The sequence below is a fragment of the Plantactinospora sp. KBS50 genome (assembly GCF_002285795.1).
Lineage (GTDB): Bacteria > Actinomycetota > Actinomycetes > Mycobacteriales > Micromonosporaceae > KBS50.
Map to the genome: position 1 here is coordinate 3,239,278 of NZ_CP022961.1, position 21,146 is coordinate 3,260,423.

The following is a 21,146-nucleotide window of genomic DNA, read 5'->3' on the forward strand; positions in this document are numbered from 1 at the left end:
GGTCGCGGCCGCGTACCCGGGCTCCAGCGGGTTGCGGAACAGCTCGGTCAGGAAGTCCGGGGCATAGGTACGCGTCGGCCGCGGCTCGCCGTCGACCTCACCGCCACCGCCACGGCCCGGCGCGCTCACGGCGCCGTCCGCGGGTGCTGCGCCCCGTCCCGGGCGGCCCGGATCAGCCGGCGCGCCTCCACCAGGTACAGCACGCCGGAGGCCCAGTACAGCACCAGCCCCCACCAGGCCATCGCCCAGCCGATCGCCCCGGCCACCGCCGCCGTCGCCGGCACCGCGTCGGCCAGCAGCAGCACCGGGAACGCCACCAGCAGCACGAAGGTCGCCGTCTTGCCCAGGTAGTGCACCGGCGGCGGGCCGTAGCCGTAGCCGCGCAGCACCAGCAGGCGCACGGCCAGCAGCAGCTCGCGGGCCAGCAGCGCCACCGTGAACTGCCAGGGCACGATCTCGCGCAGGGTGAACGCCAGCAGCGTGGCCAGGATGTACAGCCGGTCGGCGAGCGGGTCGAGCAGCTCACCGAGGCGGCTGACCTGGCCGAGCCGGCGCGCGACGTACCCGTCCACCCAGTCGGTGCTGCCACCGACGGCCAGCACCGCGACCGCCACGGCGTCCGAGCGCGGACCGAGGAAGAGATACAGGAACAGCGGTACGCCGAGCAGCCGCAGCAGGCTGATCGCGTTGGGCAACGTCAGGACGCCGTGGGCACCGCCCGGTGACTGGGTGGCGGCGCGATCGGGCGGCCCGGCGTCCGGCGCCTGAGCCGGCCGACGTGACACCGACCCCTCCCCTCCCCTGACGCGTCCGGGCCCCCTCGGGCCGCCCGGACGACGCCGCACTCGCCCCCACCCGGGTGGCAGGGGTGTCTCGACTCGGGGTCCACGCGTGGCTGTCGCCGCGGCGCCCCGGCTGGTTGGCGCTGCCACTATATCCAGGCAAAAGTCGATCATGGGCCGGGCGGTGTGTGGTCGGTGCGTGTCGTTTCAGGTTCTGCCGGTGTGGGTCACACCCGGTAATCCGTCCTAGGATGCTGGAGTGTCGGAGGTCCGACGGCCTCCGTCAGGCCGTCCGCGCCTGCGGCTCGGGCACGGTCTGCCCGCCGGCCAGCAACGCCGCCTCGGTGAACGCCCGCAGGGCCACCACCAGCTCGTGCTGCGCCCGCGGCGCCATCTCGTCCAGCACCCGCTGCACCGCCTGGCACCGCAACTCCCGCAACTCCCCAGCAGCGCCTGCGCCGCCCCGGTCAGCCGCAGGTGGACCTCCCGCCGGTCCCGCTGGTCCGGTACCCGCCGGACCAGCCCGATCGCCTCCAGCCGGTCGCACAACCGGCTCGCCGAGGACGGTACGACCTGCAACAGCTCGGCCAGCTTGTTGACGTTCGTGTCCGGCCGACCGTTGATCAGGAAGAGCACCCGCAGCTGGGTCGGCGACACCGGCGAGGGATGCCGCGAACGCGCGTCGTCCAGCACGCCCACCAGGGCCTCGGCTGCCGCCTCGACCGCCACGGCGAGGTTCGCAGGTCGCTCCATCCGGTGTCCTCTAAAGTTGTCCGACGCCCTGGCCGTACCCTTGTGCCCGGCGTACCCCGCACTACCCCGGCGACTCCCGGTTCATGCCGTACCAGTCCAGACAGACGATAACGGCATCGTCGTCCAGCTCGGTGTCCCCGTGGTAGCCGCGCAGGTCGCGCATGACCGTACCAACCGCCTCGGTGGCCGGTTGCAGGCGTGCGGACCGGATCGCGCGGGCCAGCACCCGGTCCCCGTACGGCTCGTGCTCTCCCGGTGCCGCCGCGTACACGCCGTCGCTGACCAGAAACAGCCGGTCCCCCGGCTCGATCCGGAACTGCTGAACCGTGTACCGGCCCTCCTCGAACATCCCCAGCGGCAACTGCTCCTCCAGGACGACCCGGTGCACACCCGCCCCGCGGACCCGGAACACCCGCGGCGAACCGGCATCCACCGCCAGCACCCGTCCGCTGCGCACGTCCAGCTCCAGCAGCAGCGTCGCCAGGTGCCGACCACCGCGATGGTGCCGGTAGATGGTGTCCGAGGCCAGCTCCGCCTGCTCGGCCAGGCTGCCACCGGAGCGGCGGGCGTTGCGCATCGCGTTCACCGCCAACGCCGTGAGCAACGAGGCCGGCAGCCCCGTACCGTCGCCGTTCACCGCCGTCACGGTCAACCGCTCGTCGTTGAGCGCCCAGTCGAAGTTGTCGCCGCCCACCGTGTACGCCGGTTCGAGCTGGCCGGCCAGCAGGCAGCTCGCGTGCCCGAGGCTGCGCCCCGGGATCAGATCCCACTGCAACTCGGCGGCCATGCTCAGCCGCCCCCGGCGGCGGACCCGGCGGTACCGGTCGGTGTCCCGGTCCGCGGCCCGCAGCGCCAGCGCGAGGTCACCGGCCAGCACGTTCAACCGCCCCGCCAGCAGATCGGTGGGCGCCTCGGCCAACTCGACCGCCAGCACGCCCAGCCGCTCCCCCCAGACGGTCAGCGGCAGGTACACCCGCACCCCGCCGCGGACCGCGTCCACCAGCGCCTGCTGGCTGCTGAAACACCGGGCCGCCGCCGCCCGACCGGCCAGCGACACCTCCTGCGCCGGCGAAGGGTGCAGCACCGCCCACAGGCCGGCGATCCGGTAGTCGGCGAGCAGGACATCCGTCCCGACCACCCCCAGGCGAGTCCGCAGATACTCCGCCATCGCCTCCACCTGCCGATCCGGCGCGGCGGCCCGCAGGCACGCGGCGAGGGACGCGTCCTCGACCATGGTCCTCCCACCAATTATTGCTATCGGGCACGCAATCATACGGGCGGCTCCGCTGCGCCCGGGTCCCCGCCGACGCAGGACCGGACCGCCGGCCCGCGACGGCGCGGGATCCACCCGGATCCGCCCTGATCCACCCTGATCCGCCCCTGTGGCCTTGGGCGTAATGCCGCAGCCACCGGGCCGCAGTGGGGATAGTGAGGTGGTGGGCACCACCAGGACGCCGCCGTCGTCGTCGGCGTGGACGGTTCGGCCGACGCGCGCCGCGCGATCGGGCTGGCCGCCGCCGAGGCCCGGGTGCGCCGCCGTCCCCTGCGGGTCGTCCACGCCTTCGTCTGGCCGCTGCTGCGGGTCGACGTCGACCCGCCACCCGCAGGCCCGCCGGAGGGCGGGCTGCGGCACCAGGCCGAGCGGATCCTCGCGGCCGCCCTCGCCGAGGCCCGCGCCGAGGCCGACGGCGTACGGGTGGACGGCGAGGTCGTGGACGGCCAGCCGGCGGCCGTGCTGTGCCGGGAGAGCCGCGACGCCAGCCTGGTGGTCGTCGGCGACCGGGGGCTGGGCGGCTTCACCAGCCTGCTGGTCGGCTCGATCGCCATGCAGACCGTCTCCTACGCCCACTGCCCGGTGCTGGTCGCCCGCGGCACCGAACACCCGGGACCCGTGGTGGTCGGCGTCGACGGCTCGACCACCTCCCGGCAGGCCCTCGCGGTGGCCGCCGCCGAGGCCGCGGCACGCGGCGCCGAACTGCGCGCCGTGCACGCCTTCCGGCACCCCCGCTCCAGCGGCCCCGGCGACATGATGCCGCTGGTGTACGACACCGAGGCGCTGCGCGCCGAGGAGGACCGGCGGCTCGCCGAGACCCTCGCGGAGTGGCAGGAACGCTACCCCCAGCTACCGGTGATCCGCCGGATCGCCCACGCCCGGCCCGCGCCCACCCTCATCGAGGAGTCGGCGCACGCCCAACTGCTGGTGGTCGGCGCCCGCGGGAGGGGCGGGCTGGCCGGCCTGGTGCTCGGGTCCACCAGCCAGGCCGTGCTGCACCACGCACAGTGCCCCACGGTGATCGCACCGGTGCCGCATGGCCCGGCCCAGGACGGGTAGACCCGGCGGGCACCAGCCGAACCGAGGGAGGCACCGTCATGCCAGGATCACGCCCGGGGAGCCGGATCGCACCGCGGGACCGGATACTCCCGGGTCTGCTCGCCGGGCTGGCGGGCAGTTCGGCGCTGAACGTCGTCACGTACCTGGACATCGCGGTGCGGGCGCGCCCCTCCAGCAGCACCCCGGAGGAAACCGTGCAACGGCTGGCCGGGGCGGCGCACGTACCACTCGGGCCCGAGGACCGGGCGGCGAACCGCCGCGCGGGCCTCGGGCCGTTACTGGGTTACCTGTCCGGGGTCGCCACCGCCGTCGGATACGCGCTGCTGATCCGGCGGCGCCTGCCGACTCCGGTCGCGGCCGGGATGCTCGGGGCCGGCGCGATGGCCGGCTCCGACCTCCCGATCGCGCTGCTGCGGGTCTCCGACCCGCGCACCTGGAGCGCCGGTTCCTGGATCTCCGACATCGTGCCGCACCTGGCGTACGGCTGGGCGGCCGCGGCCACCCTGGACCTGCTCGACCGCCGGGGCTGAGCGGGACGCCCGTCCCGTCGCTCGCGACGGACCGTTCCGCACGGCCGTCGAGCGGACCGCGGAGACCCGATGGCGCTCAGCCGGACCGGTCGGTGCGGACCGGGCGGCCCGGCGGACCGTACGGGGAAACCTGCTCCCGGGGCATCGGGCGGGACCTGCCGCGGCCGCCCCGACCGCCGGGGCGGCCGTTCGGGCCGGGCTCCCGGCTGTCCTGGACCAACGGGTTGTGCTCGTTGCGCCGCATCTCGGGCTGCTGCACGTTGGGCATGGCCGGAACTCCTTCCGTCCTCGCTGTCGTTGGATACCCGCCGCCGCCCGGCGGCATTCGTTCCCCGGCCGGCGGGCGTCCCCGGACCGCGGTGCCGCGCGGTGCCGCGCGGCACCCGGGGCCACCGGGGGTCGGGTGGCCGGTTCCGGGCGTACCGGTGCGGTCGGTGGGTAAGGGGGCGGCATGGCTGATCCGCGCACGACGGTGACGACCCTGCTCCACCGGCACGGCCGCACGTACGCCGAGGAGGCCGGGATCGCGCTGACGGACCGGCCCGGCCCGCTCTACCAGCTGCTGGTGCTCAGCATGCTGCTCAGCGCCCGGATCCGGGCGGGCGTGGCGGTGGCCGCCGCGCACGAGCTGTTCGCGGCCGGATACCGGAGTCCGCAGGCGATGCGGGACGCGAGCTGGCAGGACCGGGTCGACGCCCTCGGCCGGGGACACTACCGCCGGTACGACGAGCGGACCGCCACCATGCTCGGCGACGGTGCGCAGCTGTGCCTGCGGCGGTGGGACGGCGACCTGCGCCGGCTGCACCGCTCGGCCGACGGGCGGCGGCCGGCGCTGCGTACCGAACTGACCGCCTTTCCCGGGATCGGCCCCACCGGGGCCGACATCTACCTGCGCGAGGTTCAGGGGGTGTGGCCGGACGTCGCGCCGTTCCTGGACCGGCGTGCCCGGCAGGAGGCCCGCCGGCTGCGGCTGCCCGACACCCCGGCGGAGCTGGCCGCGCTGGCGCCCGGCGACCGGTTTCCGCGCCTGGTGTCGGCGCTGGTCCGGGTGTCGCTGGGCGCCGAGGACCCGGACCGGCTGACCGCTGCGGCCCGCTGACCGCGACCCGGTCAGCCCGCCGACCTGTCCGCCCGCGGCTTCGTGAGCTGCCAGACGATCAGTCCGGCGCCGGCCGCGACCAGCAGCAGCGCGTTGCTCACCCGGTGCGATCCGTCGCGCTGGTCGCTGCCCAGGTAGATCACGGCCAGCCCGGCCAGGACGGACAACAACGTGCGTAGCCCTCGGTTTTTCACGAACCGACCGTAGATCCGCGGTCCGCACCGGCACGGACGAACGGCGCCGGGTCCCCCGGTCGGGCGCACCGGCACCGAGGAGCCGAAACCACCACCCCGCCCGTTCGGCGACGGGCGGCGTCCTGACCCCGCGCCGCAGAGACCGCGGCGGGGTTCAGTCGATCTCCAGGCTGTCCACGTCGATCTGCTGGTACGCCAGCCAGCGGGCCAGCGCGGGCATGCCGAGCAGCCACAGCGGCGCCGACTCGGTGGTGCCGTTCGTGGCGTAGACGGCGAACCGCAGGTCCGGCGACCGGTACGCCTCGATCCGCCACCGGTGGTTGGAGTCCCGCCAGGTCGCCGCCGGGTCCCCCAGGTCGGTAGCCACGCTCCTCACGTTAGGGGTGTCGCCCGCCTCGGCGACGCGTTTTCGCCGGGGGTGGTCGGGCGCACGTCCCGTACGGTGTCCTAGGACGCTAGGGTACGGGTGCCGTCGTCGGCGCGGCGGGTCACCCCGCGCCGGTCCAACAGCTCCAGCAGCGGCACCGCCACCCGGCGGCTGGTGTCCAGCGCCTGACGGGCCGCGCTCAACGTGAACGGCTGCGGCAGGCCGGCCAGCACCCGCACCGCCGCCTGCGGAGCGTCCGGCAGCAGCACCACGGCGTCGGCCAACCGCAGCAGCGCACCCGCCCGTGCCGCTGCGCCGATCTCCCGCGGACCCAACCCCAGCTCGACCAGCCGGGCCGCCTCGGGTGCCCGGAACGGCCGGCCGGCCAGCTCGGCGGTCAGCCGGGCCAGGGCCGCGGCCACCGGCGGCGGCAGGGCCGGCACCGCCGGTCCGGTCACCACCCGACCCTGGACCAGCCGCAGCGGCGGCCGGACCAGCGCCTCGACCAGGGCCCGGTCCGGCAGGCCGAGCTGCTGGCGCAGCACCTCCACCGGCACTCCCGGGGCCAGCGGATCGGCGGCCTGTTCCCGCTGCACCGCCGCGACCAGCCGGTCGAGCAGGCCGGCCCAGTGCCCGGGGTCCGCGTGCCACTGCCCGGTGACCGGCCCGCCGGTGACCGGCACCCCCATCCGATCCAGGTCGGCGCGCCGGACCAGGCCGCGGCGGCGCAGCTCGGATGCCTCGTCCGGCGTGCCGTCCAGGGTCGCCAGCACCGCCGCCCGGGCCGCCGCGGCACCCCGGCGGGACAGCGGCGGCACCGCCACGTCCAGCACGGTCACCCCGCCGGTCACGTGCCGGCGGCCCGGGTCGCGCAGCAACGCCCGGTCCCCCACCCGCAGCGGCAGCGCCCGCGCCAGCCGCAGCCGGGCGGTGTCCGGCCCCAGCGGACGGACCCGGGCCGGCACGGCCGCCGAGCCGACGTGCAGCATCAGCTCGGCGGGCAGCCGCGCCACCGGGTCGCCGGCCAGCCGCACGTCCAGCAGGTCGGTGCGGTGGAACCGGTCCGGCGTGAGCAGCGCGTCGCCGCGGCGTACCGCGTCCCGGGGCACGCCGCGCAGGTTCACCGCCACCCGGGCCACCGCGGCGACCGCGCCGGTGGCCGCGCCGAGCGACTGGAGGCCGCGGACCCGCACCCGGGTGCCGTCGCCCAGCTCCAGTTCGTCGCCCACCCGCACGGTGCCGGCGCCGAGCGTGCCGGTCAGCACCGTGCCGCTGCCGCGGATGGTGAACGAGCGGTCCACCCAGAGCCGGACCGGGGCGGCGGGCTCCGCCGCGGGCATGCCGGCGACCAGCCGGTCCAGCTCGGCGCGCAGCCGGGGCAGCCCGGCCCCCGTCGCTCCGCTCACCGCGACCTGCGCGATCCCGGCCAGCGAGCTGTCCCGCAGCCGCGACCGGGCCTCGCGCAGCGCCGGATCCGGGTCGGCGAGGTCGGCCCGGGTCACCACGAGCAGCCCGTGCCGCACGCCGAGCGCGTCCAGGGCCGCCAGGTGCTCCGCCGACTGCGGCATCCACCCCTCGTCGGCCGCCACCACCAGCATCGCGGCCGGGACCGGGCCGACGCCGGCCAGCATGTTCGGGACGAACCGCTCGTGCCCCGGTACGTCCACGAAGGCCAGCACCGCGCCGGAGGGCAGCCCGGTCCAGGCGAAGCCGAGGTCGATCGTCATGCCCCGGCGCCGTTCCTCGGCCCAGCGGTCCGGCTCCATCCCGGTCAGCGCGCGCACCAGCGTGGACTTGCCGTGGTCCACGTGGCCCGCGGTGGCGATGACGTGCATCAGCGCGGGCCGGGCGGCCCGGCCCCGTCCCGGGCACGGCGCACCGCCCGCGGCACGGCCCGGGCCAGCTCGGCGTCGTCGGCCGGGGCCACGCAGCGCAGGTCCAGCAGCAGCCGGCCGCGCTCCACCCGGCCGAGCACCGGCGGGGTGCCGGCGCGCAGCACCGGCGCGTACGCCTCGGGCAGCGCCACCGCCCAGGACGGCAGCTCGACCTCGGGCGCCCCGCCGCCGCCGACCACCGCGGCCGCCGGGGTCACCTCGGCGGCCAGCCCGGCGGCGGCCAGGGAGGCCGCCAGCCGCTCGGCCCGGACCCGCAGCGCGTCCGCCTCGGCCCGCACCGCCCGCCGGGTCGGGGTGTCCGGGCCGGTGAGCGTGGCCCGCAACGCGGCCAGGGTGAGCTTGTCCACCCGCAGCGCCCGGGCCAGCGGATGCCGGCGGAGCCGGTCCAGCACGGCCGCGTCGCCCAGCAGCAGCCCGGCCTGCGGGCCGCCGAGCAGCTTGTCCCCGCTCGCCGTCACCAGGGTGGCGCCGGCCCGCAGCGCCGAGGCCGCGTCGGGCTCGTCCGGCAGCGCCGGTTCGGGCGCCAGCAGCCCCGACCCGATGTCCACCACCACCGGCACCGGCAGGCCGGCCAGCTCGGCGACCGGCACCGCCGAGGTGAAGCCGCGGACCACGAAGTTCGACGGGTGCACCTTCAGCACGAACGCGGTGTCCGGCCCGAGCGCCGCGGCGTAGTCGGCCCGGGTGGTGCGGTTCGTGGTGCCCACCTCGCGCAGCCGGGCGCCGGTGCTGACCAGCAGGTCGGGCAGGCGGAACCCGTCGCCGATCTCCACCAGTTCGCCGCGGCTGACCACGATCTCCCGGCCGGCCGCGAGGGCGGTGGCGGCCAGCACCAGGGCCGCCGCGCCGTTGTTGACCACGTGCACCGCCGCCGCGTCGGGCACCGCGGCGGCCAGCGCCGCCAGGGTGGACCGGCCGCGCCGGGCACGCCGCCCGGTGGCCAGGTCCAGTTCCACGTCGGTGTGCCCGGCGGCGGCCACCAGCGCGTCGACGGCCGCCGCCGACAGCGCCGCCCGGCCCAGGTTGGTGTGCAGCACCACCCCGGTGGCGTTGAGCACCGGCCGGAGCCCGTCCGGTGGCGCGGCGACCGCCGCGGCGGCGACCTCGGCCACCTCCTCGGGGCGGATCTCGCCGGAGCGCGCCCGCCGCTGGGCCGCTGTGACGGCGGCCTTGAGCGCCGGCCGGCCCACGGTCGCGGCGGCCGCGACCAGCCGCGGGTCGGCCAGCACCGCATCGGTACGGGGGATCCGCCGTCGCGCGTCGGCCGCGCCCTGCATCAGCCACTCCTCGGTCTCCGGCCGCGGTCACCGGCCGGCAGGGGCCGGGTCGCGGACGGAGGCGGACGGGAATCGAACCCGCCCGACCCGGCTCGCGGGTCGCACCGGTTTTGAAGACCGGGAGGGGCACCAGCCGCCTGAACGCCTCCACCGAGCACTAAACCACACGGGCCGCCGCGGCACCGGCCGGGCCGCGCATCCGGTGCCACCACCGCGGCCGGCGGTGGCGCCGCGTCCGGTGCCACCGCCACGTCCGATGCCACCGTCGCGGCCGATGCCACCGTCGCGGCCGGCGGCGCCGCACCGGCGCCGGCGCGGGTGCTAGCGGCCGGCGAGCCGGTCGCGCTGCGGGACGACCGTGTACCTCGGGTCCCGGGCCGAGGCGACCCCGCCGGCGAAGATGCCGAACCGGGTGGCCACGGCCGCGCCGAGCAGCGCCGCGCCGGACAGCGCCGACAGCAGCCGGCTGCGCCGGCCCAGCACCGCGCCGGCGACCCCGAGGGCGGTCAGGTTGCGGCCGGTGCGCAGCAGCCGGCCGGCCCGCCCGGTGGTGTACGGCTCGCTGAGCAGCCCGAGCCGGTGCTCGATCCGGTGCGCGCCGGCCAGTTCCATCGCCGCGCCGGCCAGCGCGAGCCGCCGGGCCGGGCCGGCCTGCTCGGGCGGCGCGGCCAGCAGGCCCAGGCCGGCGCCGCTGGCCAGCGCGCTGCCGGCGAAGACGAACGGCAGTTGCGGGTACGCCTCGTGCCAGGACGGCACCGCCGTGTCGGCCAGCAGCACCCCGGTGTACGTGGCGAGCGCCGGTGCGGTGGCCGCCGCCGCGAGCCCGGCCACCGCGCCCGCCGGGGGCAGCACCCGGCGGGCGAGGCCCAGCGGCCCCCGCTCGGGCAGCACCGGGGCGAGTTCGGCGACCGCGGCCAGCCCGGCGGCCGGGCCGAACGCGGTGAGGATCCAGGTGCCCACCGACATCGGCGAGGTCGGCTTGGCCACCCGCAGCATGTGGTGGAACCGGGCCGGCCGGCCCAGGTCGTTGACCAGGAAGTAGCTGCTGGCCCCGATCGCGGCGAACGCGCCGACCCGGCCCGCGCGGCGCAGCGCCGGCCGGCCGGTCAGTTGGCCGCCGGCGGCCAGCAGCGCCGACCCGGCGGCCAACCCGCCGGTGAACAGGTACGCGGCGATGTCCCACTTCCACACCGGTGCCTTCACGATCGGCCGGCCGTAGTACGAGGTGAACTCGGCCGGCGGCACGGTGAGCCGCTCGCCGCCGCGGCCGGAGCGCCCGCCGCCGCGCCGGCGCGACCGGTCCTGCGCCCGACCGGCGCCGGCCCGACCCTCTCCGGCCCGGCCGGCGCCGGTGCCCGCGACGGCGGCACCGTCCCGGGCGGGCCGGTGCCGTTCCGGGCCGGGGCCGGTCGGCCGGGCGCTCACCGGGGCCGCCCGGCGAAGGCCACCACGGCCGCGGCCGCCATGGTGAGCGCGGCCAGCCCGGCCCGGCGCCACATCCGCGGCAGGTCCCGGGTGGTGACCACCGGGTCGGGCGGCAACCCGTACACCTCCGGCTCGTCCAGCAGCAGGAAGAACGCGCCGTCCCCGCCGACGCCGTCGGCCGGGTCGTGCCCGTAGAGCCGGGCGTCGGCGACCCCCGCCTCGTGCAGCGCGGCCACCCGCCCGGCGGCCCGGTCCCGCAGTTCGTCAAGCGGTCCGTACTGAATGGACTCGGTGGGGCACGCCTGCGCGCAGGCCGGCGTCATACCGGCCCCGATCCGGTCGTAGCAGAGCGTGCACTTCCACGCCCGGCCGTCGCCCCGGCGCTGGTCGATCACCCCGTACGGGCAGGCCGGGATGCAGTAGCCGCAGCCGTTGCAGATGTCCTCCTGCACCACGACCGTGCCGAACTCGGTGCGGAACAGCGCCCCGGTGGGGCAGACGTCCAGGCAGGCCGCCCGGGTGCAGTGCTTGCACACGTCGGACATCATCAGCCAGCGGAAGTCGGTCCGCCCGGCGGCCCCGCCCGAGCGGCCCGGCGGCCCCGATCCGGGCATCCCGAGGAACTCCGGCCCGGCCGGCGCGCCGTCCCCGGCCGGCGCCGCAGCGGGTCCCGGCGTCGCGACGGGTTCCGGCGTCGCGACGGGTTCCGGCGTCGCGACGGGTTCCGGCGTCGCGACGGGTTCCGGCGTCGCGGCGGCCGGGCGCGGTTGCTCGATGAAGGCGACGTGCCGCCACGAGTTCGCGGTCAGCGCGCCGGTGTTGTCGTACGACATGCCCAGCAGGTCCATGCCCTGCTCCGGGACCAGGTTCCACTCCTTGCAGGCCACCTCGCAGGCCTTGCAGCCGATGCACACGCTGGTGTCGGTGAAGAAACCCATCCGGGGTGGCCGGTCCGGCCAGCCGGCGTCCGCCGCCGGGTCCGCCGCAGGCTGCGCTCCGGTGCCGTCGGTCATCCGCTCCGCCCCTCCCCTCGCCGGCAGCGCCGGCACCGCCGGCACCGTCCGCCTGGTCACCGTCCGGCTCGGCGCCGGCCTCGCCGGCAGCGTCCGCCTGGCCACCGTCCGCCCGGCCACCGTCCGGCTCGGCGCCGGCGGCCCGGCGCCGGTAGCCGGCCACCAGGTCCCGCAGCGCCGGACCGGTCGGCCGGCGGCCCGGCCTGATGTCGCAGGTGCCCACCTTGCTCTCCTGGATCAACACGTTCGGGTCGAGGACGACGCCGAACAGGTCGTTGGCCGAGTCACCGCGGACCAGGCCCTCGTACCCGAAGTGGTACGGCAACCAGATCTGGTGGATCTCCCGGCCCTCCACCCGCAGCGGGGCGAGCCGGTCGGTCACCAGCACCCGCGCCTCGATGGCGGCCCGGGACGTGACCAGGTACGCCCAGCCCCGGTGTTCCAGCCCGCGCTCGGCGGCCAGTTCCGGGGAGACCTCCACGAACATCTCCGGTTGCAGCTCGGCCAGGTGCCGTACCGTCCGGCTCATCCCGCCGGCCGTGTGGTGCTCGGTGAGCCGGCTGACCAGGAAAACGTACGGGAAGACGTCGCCGCCCGCCCGCGGCGGACTCGGGTTCACCGGATTGTCGGACCGGTCGTAGGTCTTGCGGGTCGGATTGGACTGCTGGCCGTAGAGCGGGTTGCGGACCGGGGACTCGGCCGGCTCGTAGTGCGTCGGCAGCGGGCCGTCGACCAGACCGGTCGGGGCGAACAGCCAGCCCTTCCCGTCTCCCTGCATCACGAACGGATCGTCGCCGGCCAGCGCGGCCGGTCCGGTCGCGCCCGCCGGCGGCCGGTACGTGGGCGGCTTGGTCCGCTCGAAGTCGGGCACGTCGCGGCCGGTCCACTCGCCCCGCTCGGCGTCCCACCAGACGTACCGCTTGCGCTCGCTCCACGGCCGGCCCTGCGGATCGGCCGAGGCGCGGTTGTAGAGCATCCGGCGGTTGGCCGGCCAGGCCCAGCCCCACTGCGCGGCCACCCAGTCCTGGTCCCGCCCCGACCTGCGCCGGGCGGCCTGGTTGACGCCGTCGGCGTACACGCCCGTGTAGATCCAGCAGCCGATGGCGGTGGAGCCGTCGTCCCGGGCCTCCCCGAACGCCGACAGCGGCGCGCCGGTGGCCACGTCGTACCCGTTGATCTCGGCCAGCACCGCCTCGGCGCTGGGCTCCGCGTGCGGGCCGTGCGTGGGGTAGGCCCAGGTGAGGTCGAGCAGCGCCCGGTCGCGCGGCAGCGTCGAGCCGGCCAGCTTCTGCCGGATCCGCTCGCCCAGGTGGTAGAAGAACCACAGCTCGGAGCGGCAGTCGCCGGGCGGGTCGACCGCCTTCTCCCGCCACTGCAGCAGCCGCTGGGTCTGGGTGAAGGTGCCCTCCTTCTCCACGTGCGAGGCGGCCGGCAGGAAGAACACCTCGGTGCGGCACTCCTGCGGCACGATCTCGCCGCTGTCCACCTCGGGGCCGTTCTTCCAGAACGTCGCGCTCTCGATCATGAAGAGGTCGCGGACCACCAGCCAGTCCAGGTTCGCCATGCCGAGCCGCTGGGCGCGGCCGTGCGCCGAGCCGACGGCCGGGTTCTGGCCGAGCAGGAAGTACCCCTTGACCTTGCCGTCGATCATGTTGAAGACCGTCTGGTACGTGCCGTGGTCCCCGGTCAACCGGGGCAGGTAGCCGTAGCAGAAGTCGTTCTCCGGCCGCGCCGCCTCCCCCCAGTACGCCTTCAGCAGGCTCGCCGCGAACGCCCGCGCGTTGCCCCAGAAGCCCTTCTGGCCCGGGTGCCGGATGCTGTCGGCCCACGCGTCGAACGTCTGGTGCTCGGCGTGCCGGGGCATCGGCAGGTAGCCCGGCAGCAGGTTGAACAGCGTCGGGATGTCGGTGGAGCCCTGGATGCTGGCGTGCCCGCGCAGCGCCATCACCCCGCCACCCGGCCGGCCCACGTTGCCCAGCAGCAACTGGATGACCGCGCCCGTGCGGATGTACTGCACGCCCACGGTGTGCTGGGTCCAGCCGACCGAGTAGACGAGCGCGCCGGTGCGCTCCCGGCCCGAGTTCTGCGTCCAGGCCCGGCACAGTTCGAGGAACTTCTCCCGCGGCACGCCGCAGATGCGTTCGACCATCTCCGGCGTGTACCGGGCGTAGTGCCGTTTGAGCAGCTGGTAGACGCAGCGCGGGTGTTGGAGCGTCTCGTCCCGCTGCACGTTGCCGCCGATCGGGGCGCCGTGCGACTCGTGCCGCAGCCCGCCCGCGGTCTCCCGCTGGATGGCCGTGTCGTGCTGCGGGCCGGTCCCGGCCTGACCCTGGTACTGCCAGCTCGCCTGCTGGTAGCTGGCGGTCTGCGGGTCGAACCCGGAGAACAGCCCGTCCAGGTCCTCGGTGTCCCGGAAGTCCTCGCCGACGATGCTGGCCGCGTTCGTGTACGCGAGGACGTACTCCCGGAAGTCCAGCGCGTTCTCCAGGATGTAGCGCACCACGCCGCCGAGCAGCGCGACGTCGGTGCCGGCCCGGATCGGCAGGTAGCTGTCGGCAAGCGCGCTGGTCCGGGTGAACCGCGGGTCCACGTGGAAGACCTTGGCGCCGCGCCGCTTGGCCTCCATCACCCACTGGAAGCCCACCGGGTGCGCCTCGGCCATGTTGGAACCCTGGATGATGATGACGTCAGCGTTGGCCAGGTCCTGCTGGAAACCCGTGGCGCCGCCGCGACCGAAGCTGGTCCCCAGACCGGGGACGGTGGCGGAGTGTCAAATCCGGGCCTGGTTCTCGATCTGCAGGGCGCCCATCGCGGTGAACAACTTCTTGATGAGGTAGTTCTCCTCGTTGTCCAGCGTGGCGCCGCCCAGGCTGGCGATGCCGAGCGTCCGGTTCAGCGGCCGGCCCGACGCGTCGGCGTCCTCCCAGGTCTGCGCCCGCGCGGCGATGACCCGGTCGGCGATCATGTCCAGCGCGGTGTCGAGGTCCAGGTCCTCCCAGTCGGTGCCGTACGGTCGCCGGTACCGGACCTTCTGCTGGCGCAGTTCGCTGGTGACCAGCGTCTTGCTGGCCGAACCCTTCGGGCACAGCCGGCCCCGGGAGATGGGGCTGTCCGGGTCGCCCTCGATCTGCAGGATCCGCCCGTCGCGGGCGTACACCCGCTGGCCGCAGCCGACGGCGCAGTACGGGCAGACGGAGCGGGCCACGGTGTCGGCCTGCTCGGTGCGCGGGGTCAGCCCCGCCGAGCGGGCCGAACGGGCCGCCGCTCCCCGGCCCAGCGGATCGGTGCCGGTGAGCTGCCGGTACACCGGCCAGCCCGCGATCCAGGTGCGCACGCCCACGTACGACACCTCCTCGCAAGCGCCGGGCCGACCACCCGACAATAGATCAGCGCCGGGGCGTACGCACCCCGATGGGCGGCCACCGGGACACACGGCCGGGACACACGGAAGGGCCCCGATGATCGGGGCCCTTCCGGCACTGCACTCCCGGGGGTCAGGCGTTCCAGTACTGACCCACCAGATCGGTCGCCTGCGACTCCCACTGCGCGTACGCATCCGGGTACGCCGACACCTGAACCTTCTGCGCCGCCTCGGTCAACGGCAACTCATGCCAGTTCGGCACATCCTTCAACGCCTTCTGGAACGCCGTCGTCGCATACTCCGGATCCGTGATCTCATCCGGCGAACCCCAACCCGAGGTCGGCCGCTGCTGGAACAGACCCAACGAATCATGATCGTTGGCCGCACCCAGATCACCCAGATTCTTCAACTTCGACTCCTGCATCGCCGTGGCCACCGAAATCACCGCGGCCCGCTCATCCAGACCGTTCTTCTTCGTAGCCGCCACGATCGCCTTGACATTCGCCTTCTGCTCATCACCCAGATCGACGTGCGACTGCCCACCCGAAGGCTGAGCCACCGCCACCGCCGACACACGATCCGCAGCCACCGCCGGACCCGAGGCCAACACACCCGTGACCGGACCGGCCACCACACCACCGGCAAACGCCAGACCGGCAACCGACAACACACTCTTACGCAGCATCGTGGTCTTCATCAGAAAAACTCCTCAAGGGGGTCAGGCCACCACGCGCACGCACAACCAGCAGGGGGACCGCACACGCGACAGCACCACACGGACGCTCGGGGGAACGCCCGAAAGAACATGAAGGGATTCCTGGGCGCGACACGCGCCCGGGGAACTCGGGGGTGGACGACCGGGCCGGCCCGTGGGCGGCTGCTGCGGTCATCCGGACCGGGTATAACCGACCCCGGCCCGCCGGCATTCCCATCCGCGGGCCGGGCCGCGAGATCATCCGCGACCGGCCGGGCCGTAGCCCCCAGGGCAGTGAACCGCTGGGCCGTGACCGTGGGGCCGTGGACCGTGGACCGTGGCCGTGGACCGTGGGGCCGTGGACCGTGGGCCGGGGACCTGGGGGTCGGGGGTCGGTCCCCGCGCCGCGACCCGGTACAACGCCCCGGGCCACCGACCCATTCCGGCCAACCCGACAAATCGCCCCGGCGCCGGTGTGCCGGCGGTCACCCGGCCCGGTCAGCCGGCGAAGCGGTCGAGGAACAGCGCGATGCGCCGGTCCTGGGTCTCGCGCGGCAGGCGGTCGCCGCGCATCAACGTGACGATGCCGTGCAGACCGGCCCAGAACACCTCGGTGTGCACATCGAGGTCGTCGTCGCCGGCGAACGGCCGGACCGCGTCGCGGATCGTCCCGAACGCCTCGCGCAGGGCCGCGGGCGTCTCCGGGTGGGCGAACCGCAGATCCACGGCGTGCACGAACATGGCGTCGTACAGCGCCGGATGCCGCTCGGCGAAGTCGAGATAGGCCGCCACGACCGCGGCCAGCGCCGCCCGCCCGGTCCGGGCACCGGCACGGGCCGCGCGCAGCCGGTCGGCGATCTCGGCGAAGCCCTCCACCGCGACGGCCGCCATGATCGCGCCCTTGCCGCGGAAGTGGCTGTAGAGCACCGGTTGGCTGTACTCGATCAGCTCGGCCAGCCGGCGGGTGGTCACCGCGTCCCAGCCCTCGGATTCGGCGAGGTCCCGGGCGGTCGTGACGATCAGCCGCTCCCGTCGCGTGCGCTCCCGCGCCCGGCGTTCGCGGACAGACATGGCCACATCCTAGCGCCGCTAGCCAACCTGCCCGAGCTACTGCTAGTCTCGCTCGAGTTTCTAGCAGTGCTAGCAAACGCGAAAGGATCCGGTCGTGCTCTCCTCACTCGCCTACGGACTCGCCGTCGTCCTCGACCTCTTCATCGCCGTCATCGGCGCCCGCTTCCTGCTGGCACCGCATTCCGCGGCGGCGGGCTACGGAGTGCCGGCCAAACCCGAGGGCGACCGCGCCTACCTGGCCGTCAAGGGCGTACGGGACCTCAGCCTCGGCATCGTGGGCCTGGCCCTGCTGGTCTTCGTCGGTGCCCGGGCGGAGGCCTGGTTCATGCTCGCGGCCGCGCTGATCCCGCTCGGCGACATGGCGATCGTGCTACGCCACGGCGGCACGAAGGCCGCCGCCTTCGGCATCCACCTCAGCACCGCCGTCGTCGTCCTGCTCAGCGCGGCGTTGCTGTTCGCCGCGTGAGCCCGGTTCCGGGGCGCGGACGGCGAACGGCCCCCGCCGTCACCGGGGTGACGGCGGGGGCCGTTTCGGGATGGTCGGGGTCAGCCGGCCCAGTACTCGGCGACCAGGTCGGCGGCCTGGGACTCCCACTGCGCGTAGGCGTCCGGGTAGGCCGACACCTGAACCTTCTGCGCGGCCACGGTCAGCGGCAGGTCATGCCAGCCCGACACGTTCTTCAGGCCGTTCAGGAAGGCCGTGGTGGCGTACTGCGGATCGGTGATCTGATCCGGCGTACCCCAGCCCGAGGACGGGCGCTGCTGGAACAGACCCAGCGAGTCGTGGTCGTTGGCCGAGCCCAGGTGGCCCAGGTTCTCCAGCTTGGACTCCTGCATCGAGGTGGCGACCGCGATCACCGCGGCCCGCTCGTCCAGGCCGTTCTTCCTGGTGGCCTCGACGATGGCCTTCGCGTTGTCCTTCTGCTCGTCACTCAGGTCGATCCGCGACTGCGCGCCCTGGGTGCCGTGCGGGATCAGCGCGGCCCGGTCCGGCGTCGAGGCGTCGGAGGTGATGCTCTGCACCAGCGCCACCGGCTTGCCGACCGGGGTCGACGCGGTGTCGTGGGCCATTCCGGGTCCGGCGGCCATCGCGCCGGCGAAGGTCAGACCGATGGCGGTCAGCATGCCCTTGTGCATCATCGTCGTGTTCATCATGGTGAGCTCCATTCGGGGGTTGCACGCCACGTGCCTTCGGGGGCGGCACGCGCGTGAGCACCAGTCGTGGGCGCTCGGGGGACGGGGGGTGGTCCGGCACGCGGTCGCAGCGGGGCGCTCCGTCGGCCGGGACCATGTGTAACGACCGGGGTCCCGCCAAATTCCGGCGCGGGACTCCGTCATCCCAGCTCATCTGGTGGTTCTACTCGGCCGTACGGGACATGTAACGACCGCCTGGCCGCCAGGATTCCCCGGCGGCACCGGACATCCGGCGCAGCGCGCACGGATCGGGACGCGGTACCCGGGCGCCCCCGAACCGGACTAATGTTCGGGTTCCGGTAAGTCCTCAGGGAGGGTCGATGAAGCCCACTGCCAGAAAGACCGCCAGCCCGCCGCGCTGGCACCGGACCGCGGTCGCGGTCGCGACCGGGAGCGCCCTGCTGCTGCCGGCCGCACCCGCCTGGGCGGTCGGTCCGGCCAGCGCCGGGACGCCGGCCGCCGCCGCCAGGGCCGGGTTCCCGACAACCGTGCAGAGCGCGTACGCCGCGGCAGCCCGGCCGCTGCTGCGCCAGGGCGCCAAGGGCGCCACCGTGAGCACCCTGCAACGACGGCTGACGGACCTGCACTACGACGTGGGCGGGGTCGACGGCGACTTCGGACCGTCCACCTTCCACGCGGTCGTGGCGTTCCAGAAGGTCAACGGCCTGGCCCGGGACGGCATCGTCGGGCCGCGCACCTGGGCCGCGCTGGACCACCCGGCCGCGCCCGCGCCGCGGTACCGGCACGCGGGATACGCGGTCGAGGCGAGCCTGGGCCGGCAGGTGCTCTACCTGACCCGCAACGGCGCCGTGGTGCGGATCGTGGACATCTCCTCCGGCAAGAGCAGCACGCCCACCCCGACCGGCGACTACCGGGTCACCCGCCGGATCGACGGCTGGCGGCAGAGTCCGCTCGGGCTGCTGTGGCGGCCCAACTACTTCCACGGCGGGTACGCGGTGCACGGCGCCACCTCGGTGCCGGCGTACCCGGCCAGCCACGGCTGCCTGCGGGTGCCGATCCCGGCCATGAACCGGCTCTGGTCGGTCCTGGGGGTCAACACGCCGGTACACGTCTACCGCTGAACGCGACGACCGGCGTCGCGGCCGGGCCGGGTCGGCCGCCCGACGCGGACCGCACCGGCCCGGACCGGAGCCGCCGGGGCCGGGCCGGTGCGGTCCACGGTTACCATCGCCGGCATGACCGGGATGAGGGTGCCGGACGCCCGCCGGGCCACCGTGGCCGACGTCGACGAACTGGTCCGGCTGCGGGCCGTCATGCTGGCCGGAATGGCCGACGGCGCCCCGGACGGCGGCGCACCGGACGGCGGCGAATGGCGCCGCGGCAGTGCCGCGACGCTGCGGACCCGGCTGGCCGAGCCGGACCCCACGCTCGCGGCGTTCGTGGTCGACCGGGACGGGACCGGCGCGCTGGCGGCCTGCGCGGTGGGCACCGTCGAACTGCGGCTCGGCGGGCCGGACAATCCGAGCGGCCGGGTCGGCCACGTCTTCAACGTCGCCACCGACCCGGACCGGCGCCGCCGGGGCTACTCACGGGCCTGCGTGAGCGCCCTGCTGGACTGGTTCCGGGCGGCCGACGTACGCCGGATCGACCTGCGGGCCTCCGCCGAGGGCGAGCCGCTGTACCGGTCGCTCGGCTTCGTCCGTACCCGGGACCCGGCCATGCGGCTGCGCGGACCCGGCGCCGGGCCGCCGGCCTGACCCGACCCGGACCCGCCGGCCCGACCCGCGACGGACCCCCGGCCCGGCGCGGCGGAGTCCGGGTCGGGGCAGGGCGACGTCGGGACAGGGCGACGTCGGGACAGGGCGACGTCGGGGCCGACGGGGGCGGGGTCGGCGATTCGGGCCGGATGGCCGGGTCGCCGTTGGTACGACTGAGGTGTGCAGGCGTGGCTGGGTCGGTTCCTCACCCCCGGGGTCGGGGCGGGACGCCTGCTGCGCCCGCGGGAGGCACCGCGCCGGGCGTCGTTCCTGGAACTCTTCTTCGACCTGGCGTTCATCCTCGCCCTGAACCGGGTGGCCCAGGCGCTGGAGGACGACCTCACCGCCGGCGGGATCTACCGGACCGCGCTGCTGCTGGCCGCGATCTGGTGGGTCTGGTTCGTGACCGCCTGGTCGACGGACTGGTTCGACCCGCGCACGCCGCTGATCATCGCGCTGCTGATCTGGGTGATGCTCGGCGGCCTGCTGATGGCCGGCACGGCGACCAGCGCGTACGCCGGCGGGGCGCTGCTGTTCGCGGGCGCGTACGTGGCGATCCACCTGGGCCGGCCCGGCCTGCTGCTGCCGGCCCTGCGCGGCCACCCGCTGCGGGTCAGGACGGTGCGGGTGGCGGTCTGGTTCGTGGCGTCCGGGGCGCTCTGGCTGGCCGGGGCGCTCCTTCCGGCCGCCCGGGTGGCACTCTGGACCGCGGCCCTGGTCATGGAGTACTCGCTGGCCTGGCTGCGCTGGCCGACCCCCGGCCTGGGCCGCAGCGCATGGGCGGAACTGCGGATCACCCCGGAGCACCTGGCCGAGCGGTACCAGCAGATCTACATCATCGCCCTGGGCGAACCCATCCTGGGCGCCGGCATCGCGTTCAGCCAGGCGCACCTGGACCTGCCGACGATCCTGGCGTACGCGCTGGTCTTCGTCGTCACGATAAGCGTCGGCCGGCTGTACCTGCTGCCCGGCGGCGAGCGGCTCGGCGGCGCCATCGCGGAGAGGGGCCGTCCGGAAGCCGTCTCGGCCTGCTGGCCGGCTACCTGCACCTGGTGATGATCGCCGGGGTGGTGGCCATCGGACTCGGCGCTCGCCTGATGGTCGAGGACCCGCTCACCCGGCAGCCGGCCGCGCTCGCGGCGCTGGTCGCCGGGCCGACGCTCACGCTCGCCGGCTGGATCCCGCTCGCGGCGCTGGTGCACCGCCGGATGTCCTGGCACCGGCTGGCCGGGCTGCTCGCCATCGTCATCGCGGCGGTGCTGGGGCACGGCATGCCGCTGATCGCCAACGCCGCCGTGCTGACCGCGCTGATGCTGCTGACCGCGCACGGCGACATGCTCGTGCACCGGCGCCCCGGCCCGGACCGGGCCGCGCCTGACGTGGGTGGGGGCACGGCCGGGCCGGCCGGACCGGCTGGTTAGGGTGCCGTGCGGCGCCCACG

General features: G+C 75.2%; 19 protein-coding genes, 1 tRNA gene and 3 pseudogenes. 7 read left to right on the forward strand and 16 right to left on the reverse strand.

What is annotated here, in order from left to right:
- Positions 1-125: 125 nt before the first annotated feature.
- The 4 genes and pseudogenes from CIK06_RS14485 to CIK06_RS14495 form a co-directional block, all read right to left on the reverse strand.
- Entirely contained in the window at positions 126-785 is a 660-nt protein-coding gene (locus CIK06_RS14485) for a CDP-alcohol phosphatidyltransferase family protein (RefSeq protein ID WP_369916158.1), read from the reverse strand.
- A 280-nt stretch (positions 786-1,065) separates the two neighbouring features.
- Positions 1,066-1,221, reverse strand: coding sequence for a hypothetical protein (locus tag CIK06_RS32435; protein ID WP_369916272.1), 156 nt, complete (start codon positions 1,219-1,221; stop codon positions 1,066-1,068).
- An 86-nt stretch (positions 1,222-1,307) separates the two neighbouring features.
- Positions 1,308-1,535 (reverse strand): annotated as a pseudogene (locus CIK06_RS32440) (MarR family transcriptional regulator); the annotation flags it as partial.
- A 61-nt stretch (positions 1,536-1,596) separates the two neighbouring features.
- On the reverse strand, positions 1,597-2,769 hold the full coding sequence (locus CIK06_RS14495; protein WP_095565269.1) for a PP2C family protein-serine/threonine phosphatase: 1,173 nt from the start codon (positions 2,767-2,769) through the stop codon (positions 1,597-1,599).
- 237 nt (positions 2,770-3,006) lie between these two features.
- Here CIK06_RS14495 and CIK06_RS14500 point away from each other — a divergent pair, with 237 nt between their 5' ends.
- Both CIK06_RS14500 and CIK06_RS14505 read left to right on the forward strand, forming a co-directional pair.
- Positions 3,007-3,867, forward strand: a complete 861-nt coding sequence (locus tag CIK06_RS14500) for a universal stress protein (protein WP_095565270.1) — start codon at positions 3,007-3,009, stop codon at positions 3,865-3,867.
- A 38-nt stretch (positions 3,868-3,905) separates the two neighbouring features.
- A complete protein-coding gene (locus CIK06_RS14505; RefSeq protein WP_095565271.1) occupies positions 3,906-4,397 on the forward strand; it encodes a hypothetical protein in 492 nt (163 codons plus the stop codon).
- 76 nt (positions 4,398-4,473) lie between these two features.
- On the opposite strand, the gene CIK06_RS14510 is transcribed toward CIK06_RS14505, so the two are convergent.
- Positions 4,474-4,665, reverse strand: coding sequence for a hypothetical protein (locus CIK06_RS14510; RefSeq protein WP_095565272.1), 192 nt, complete (start codon positions 4,663-4,665; stop codon positions 4,474-4,476).
- A 183-nt stretch (positions 4,666-4,848) separates the two neighbouring features.
- On the opposite strand from CIK06_RS14510, the gene CIK06_RS14515 reads away from it, so the two are divergent.
- Positions 4,849-5,496, forward strand: a complete 648-nt coding sequence (locus CIK06_RS14515; protein ID WP_095565273.1) for a hypothetical protein — start codon at positions 4,849-4,851, stop codon at positions 5,494-5,496.
- Positions 5,497-5,507: 11 nt separating this feature from the next.
- On the opposite strand, the gene CIK06_RS14520 is transcribed toward CIK06_RS14515, so the two are convergent.
- The 10 genes and pseudogenes from CIK06_RS14520 to CIK06_RS14565 all read right to left on the reverse strand — a co-directional run bounded on the left by CIK06_RS14520 (position 5,508) and on the right by CIK06_RS14565 (position 16,793).
- Complete coding sequence (locus CIK06_RS14520; RefSeq protein ID WP_095567834.1) at positions 5,508-5,690, reverse strand: hypothetical protein; 183 nt, start codon at positions 5,688-5,690, stop codon at positions 5,508-5,510.
- Positions 5,691-5,844: 154 nt separating this feature from the next.
- Positions 5,845-6,057 carry a hypothetical protein gene (locus tag CIK06_RS14525; protein WP_095565274.1) on the reverse strand — a complete coding sequence of 71 codons (213 nt, stop codon included), beginning with the start codon at positions 6,055-6,057 and terminating at the stop codon, positions 5,845-5,847.
- Positions 6,058-6,137: 80 nt separating this feature from the next.
- Positions 6,138-7,892, reverse strand: coding sequence for a selenocysteine-specific translation elongation factor (gene selB, locus CIK06_RS14530; protein ID WP_095565275.1), 1,755 nt, complete (start codon positions 7,890-7,892; stop codon positions 6,138-6,140).
- Positions 7,892-9,229, reverse strand: coding sequence for an L-seryl-tRNA(Sec) selenium transferase (selA, locus tag CIK06_RS14535; RefSeq protein WP_095565276.1), 1,338 nt, complete (start codon positions 9,227-9,229; stop codon positions 7,892-7,894). Before selA ends, selB begins: the two co-directional genes overlap by 1 nt.
- A gap of 56 nt (positions 9,230-9,285) precedes the next feature.
- Positions 9,286-9,378 (reverse strand) — tRNA-Sec (locus CIK06_RS29380).
- Between the two features lie 172 nt (positions 9,379-9,550).
- A complete protein-coding gene (gene nrfD / locus CIK06_RS14540; RefSeq protein WP_095565277.1) occupies positions 9,551-10,654 on the reverse strand; it encodes an NrfD/PsrC family molybdoenzyme membrane anchor subunit in 1,104 nt (367 codons plus the stop codon).
- Entirely contained in the window at positions 10,651-11,667 is a 1,017-nt protein-coding gene (locus tag CIK06_RS32445; protein WP_095567835.1) for a 4Fe-4S dicluster domain-containing protein, read from the reverse strand. The genes nrfD and CIK06_RS32445 overlap by 4 nt, the downstream gene beginning before the upstream one ends.
- Before the next feature lie 118 nt (positions 11,668-11,785).
- A pseudogene (fdh, locus tag CIK06_RS14550) lies at positions 11,786-15,007 on the reverse strand (formate dehydrogenase); the annotation flags it as partial.
- Between the two features lie 154 nt (positions 15,008-15,161).
- Entirely contained in the window at positions 15,162-15,725 is a 564-nt protein-coding gene (locus CIK06_RS14560; RefSeq protein WP_095564361.1) for a hypothetical protein, read from the reverse strand.
- Between the two features lie 495 nt (positions 15,726-16,220).
- Positions 16,221-16,793, reverse strand: coding sequence for a TetR/AcrR family transcriptional regulator (locus CIK06_RS14565; protein WP_095565278.1), 573 nt, complete (start codon positions 16,791-16,793; stop codon positions 16,221-16,223).
- A 94-nt stretch (positions 16,794-16,887) separates the two neighbouring features.
- On the opposite strand from CIK06_RS14565, the gene CIK06_RS14570 reads away from it, so the two are divergent.
- The gene (locus tag CIK06_RS14570; RefSeq protein WP_095565279.1) at positions 16,888-17,259 is read left to right on the forward strand and encodes a DUF4267 domain-containing protein; all 372 of its coding nucleotides are present in this window, start codon (positions 16,888-16,890) and stop codon (positions 17,257-17,259) included.
- A gap of 80 nt (positions 17,260-17,339) precedes the next feature.
- On the opposite strand, the gene CIK06_RS14575 is transcribed toward CIK06_RS14570, so the two are convergent.
- Positions 17,340-17,945 carry a hypothetical protein gene (locus tag CIK06_RS14575; RefSeq protein WP_095567837.1) on the reverse strand — a complete coding sequence of 202 codons (606 nt, stop codon included), beginning with the start codon at positions 17,943-17,945 and terminating at the stop codon, positions 17,340-17,342.
- Between the two features lie 362 nt (positions 17,946-18,307).
- Between CIK06_RS14575 and CIK06_RS14580 the strand changes: the two genes are divergently transcribed.
- The 3 genes and pseudogenes from CIK06_RS14580 (at position 18,308) to CIK06_RS31030 (ending at position 21,126) form a co-directional block, all read left to right on the forward strand.
- Complete coding sequence (locus CIK06_RS14580; protein ID WP_095565280.1) at positions 18,308-19,069, forward strand: L,D-transpeptidase family protein; 762 nt, start codon at positions 18,308-18,310, stop codon at positions 19,067-19,069.
- Between the two features lie 114 nt (positions 19,070-19,183).
- A complete protein-coding gene (locus CIK06_RS14585) occupies positions 19,184-19,705 on the forward strand; it encodes a GNAT family N-acetyltransferase (protein ID WP_232534212.1) in 522 nt (173 codons plus the stop codon).
- A gap of 315 nt (positions 19,706-20,020) precedes the next feature.
- Positions 20,021-21,126: pseudogene (locus tag CIK06_RS31030) on the forward strand (low temperature requirement protein A).
- Positions 21,127-21,146 lie beyond the last annotated feature (20 nt).

Excerpts from the sequence above, each read along its gene's own strand:
- CIK06_RS14495 (WP_095565269.1), bottom strand. The coding sequence starts at position 2,769 with ATGGTCGAGGACGCGTCCCTCGCCGCGTGCCTGCGGGCCGCCGCGCCG.
- CIK06_RS14505 (WP_095565271.1), top strand. The coding sequence starts at position 3,906 with ATGCCAGGATCACGCCCGGGGAGCCGGATCGCACCGCGGGACCGGATA.
- CIK06_RS14510 (WP_095565272.1), bottom strand. The coding sequence starts at position 4,665 with ATGCCCAACGTGCAGCAGCCCGAGATGCGGCGCAACGAGCACAACCCG.
- CIK06_RS14515 (WP_095565273.1), top strand. The coding sequence starts at position 4,849 with ATGGCTGATCCGCGCACGACGGTGACGACCCTGCTCCACCGGCACGGC.
- selB (WP_095565275.1), bottom strand. The coding sequence starts at position 7,892 with ATGCACGTCATCGCCACCGCGGGCCACGTGGACCACGGCAAGTCCACG.
- selA (WP_095565276.1), bottom strand. The coding sequence starts at position 9,229 with ATGCAGGGCGCGGCCGACGCGCGACGGCGGATCCCCCGTACCGATGCG.
- CIK06_RS32445 (WP_095567835.1), bottom strand. The coding sequence starts at position 11,667 with ATGACCGACGGCACCGGAGCGCAGCCTGCGGCGGACCCGGCGGCGGAC.
- CIK06_RS14560 (WP_095564361.1), bottom strand. The coding sequence starts at position 15,725 with ATGAAGACCACGATGCTGCGTAAGAGTGTGTTGTCGGTTGCCGGTCTG.
- CIK06_RS14565 (WP_095565278.1), bottom strand. The coding sequence starts at position 16,793 with ATGTCTGTCCGCGAACGCCGGGCGCGGGAGCGCACGCGACGGGAGCGG.
- CIK06_RS14575 (WP_095567837.1), bottom strand. The coding sequence starts at position 17,945 with ATGAACACGACGATGATGCACAAGGGCATGCTGACCGCCATCGGTCTG.
- CIK06_RS14580 (WP_095565280.1), top strand. The coding sequence starts at position 18,308 with ATGAAGCCCACTGCCAGAAAGACCGCCAGCCCGCCGCGCTGGCACCGG.
- CIK06_RS14585 (WP_232534212.1), top strand. The coding sequence starts at position 19,184 with ATGACCGGGATGAGGGTGCCGGACGCCCGCCGGGCCACCGTGGCCGAC.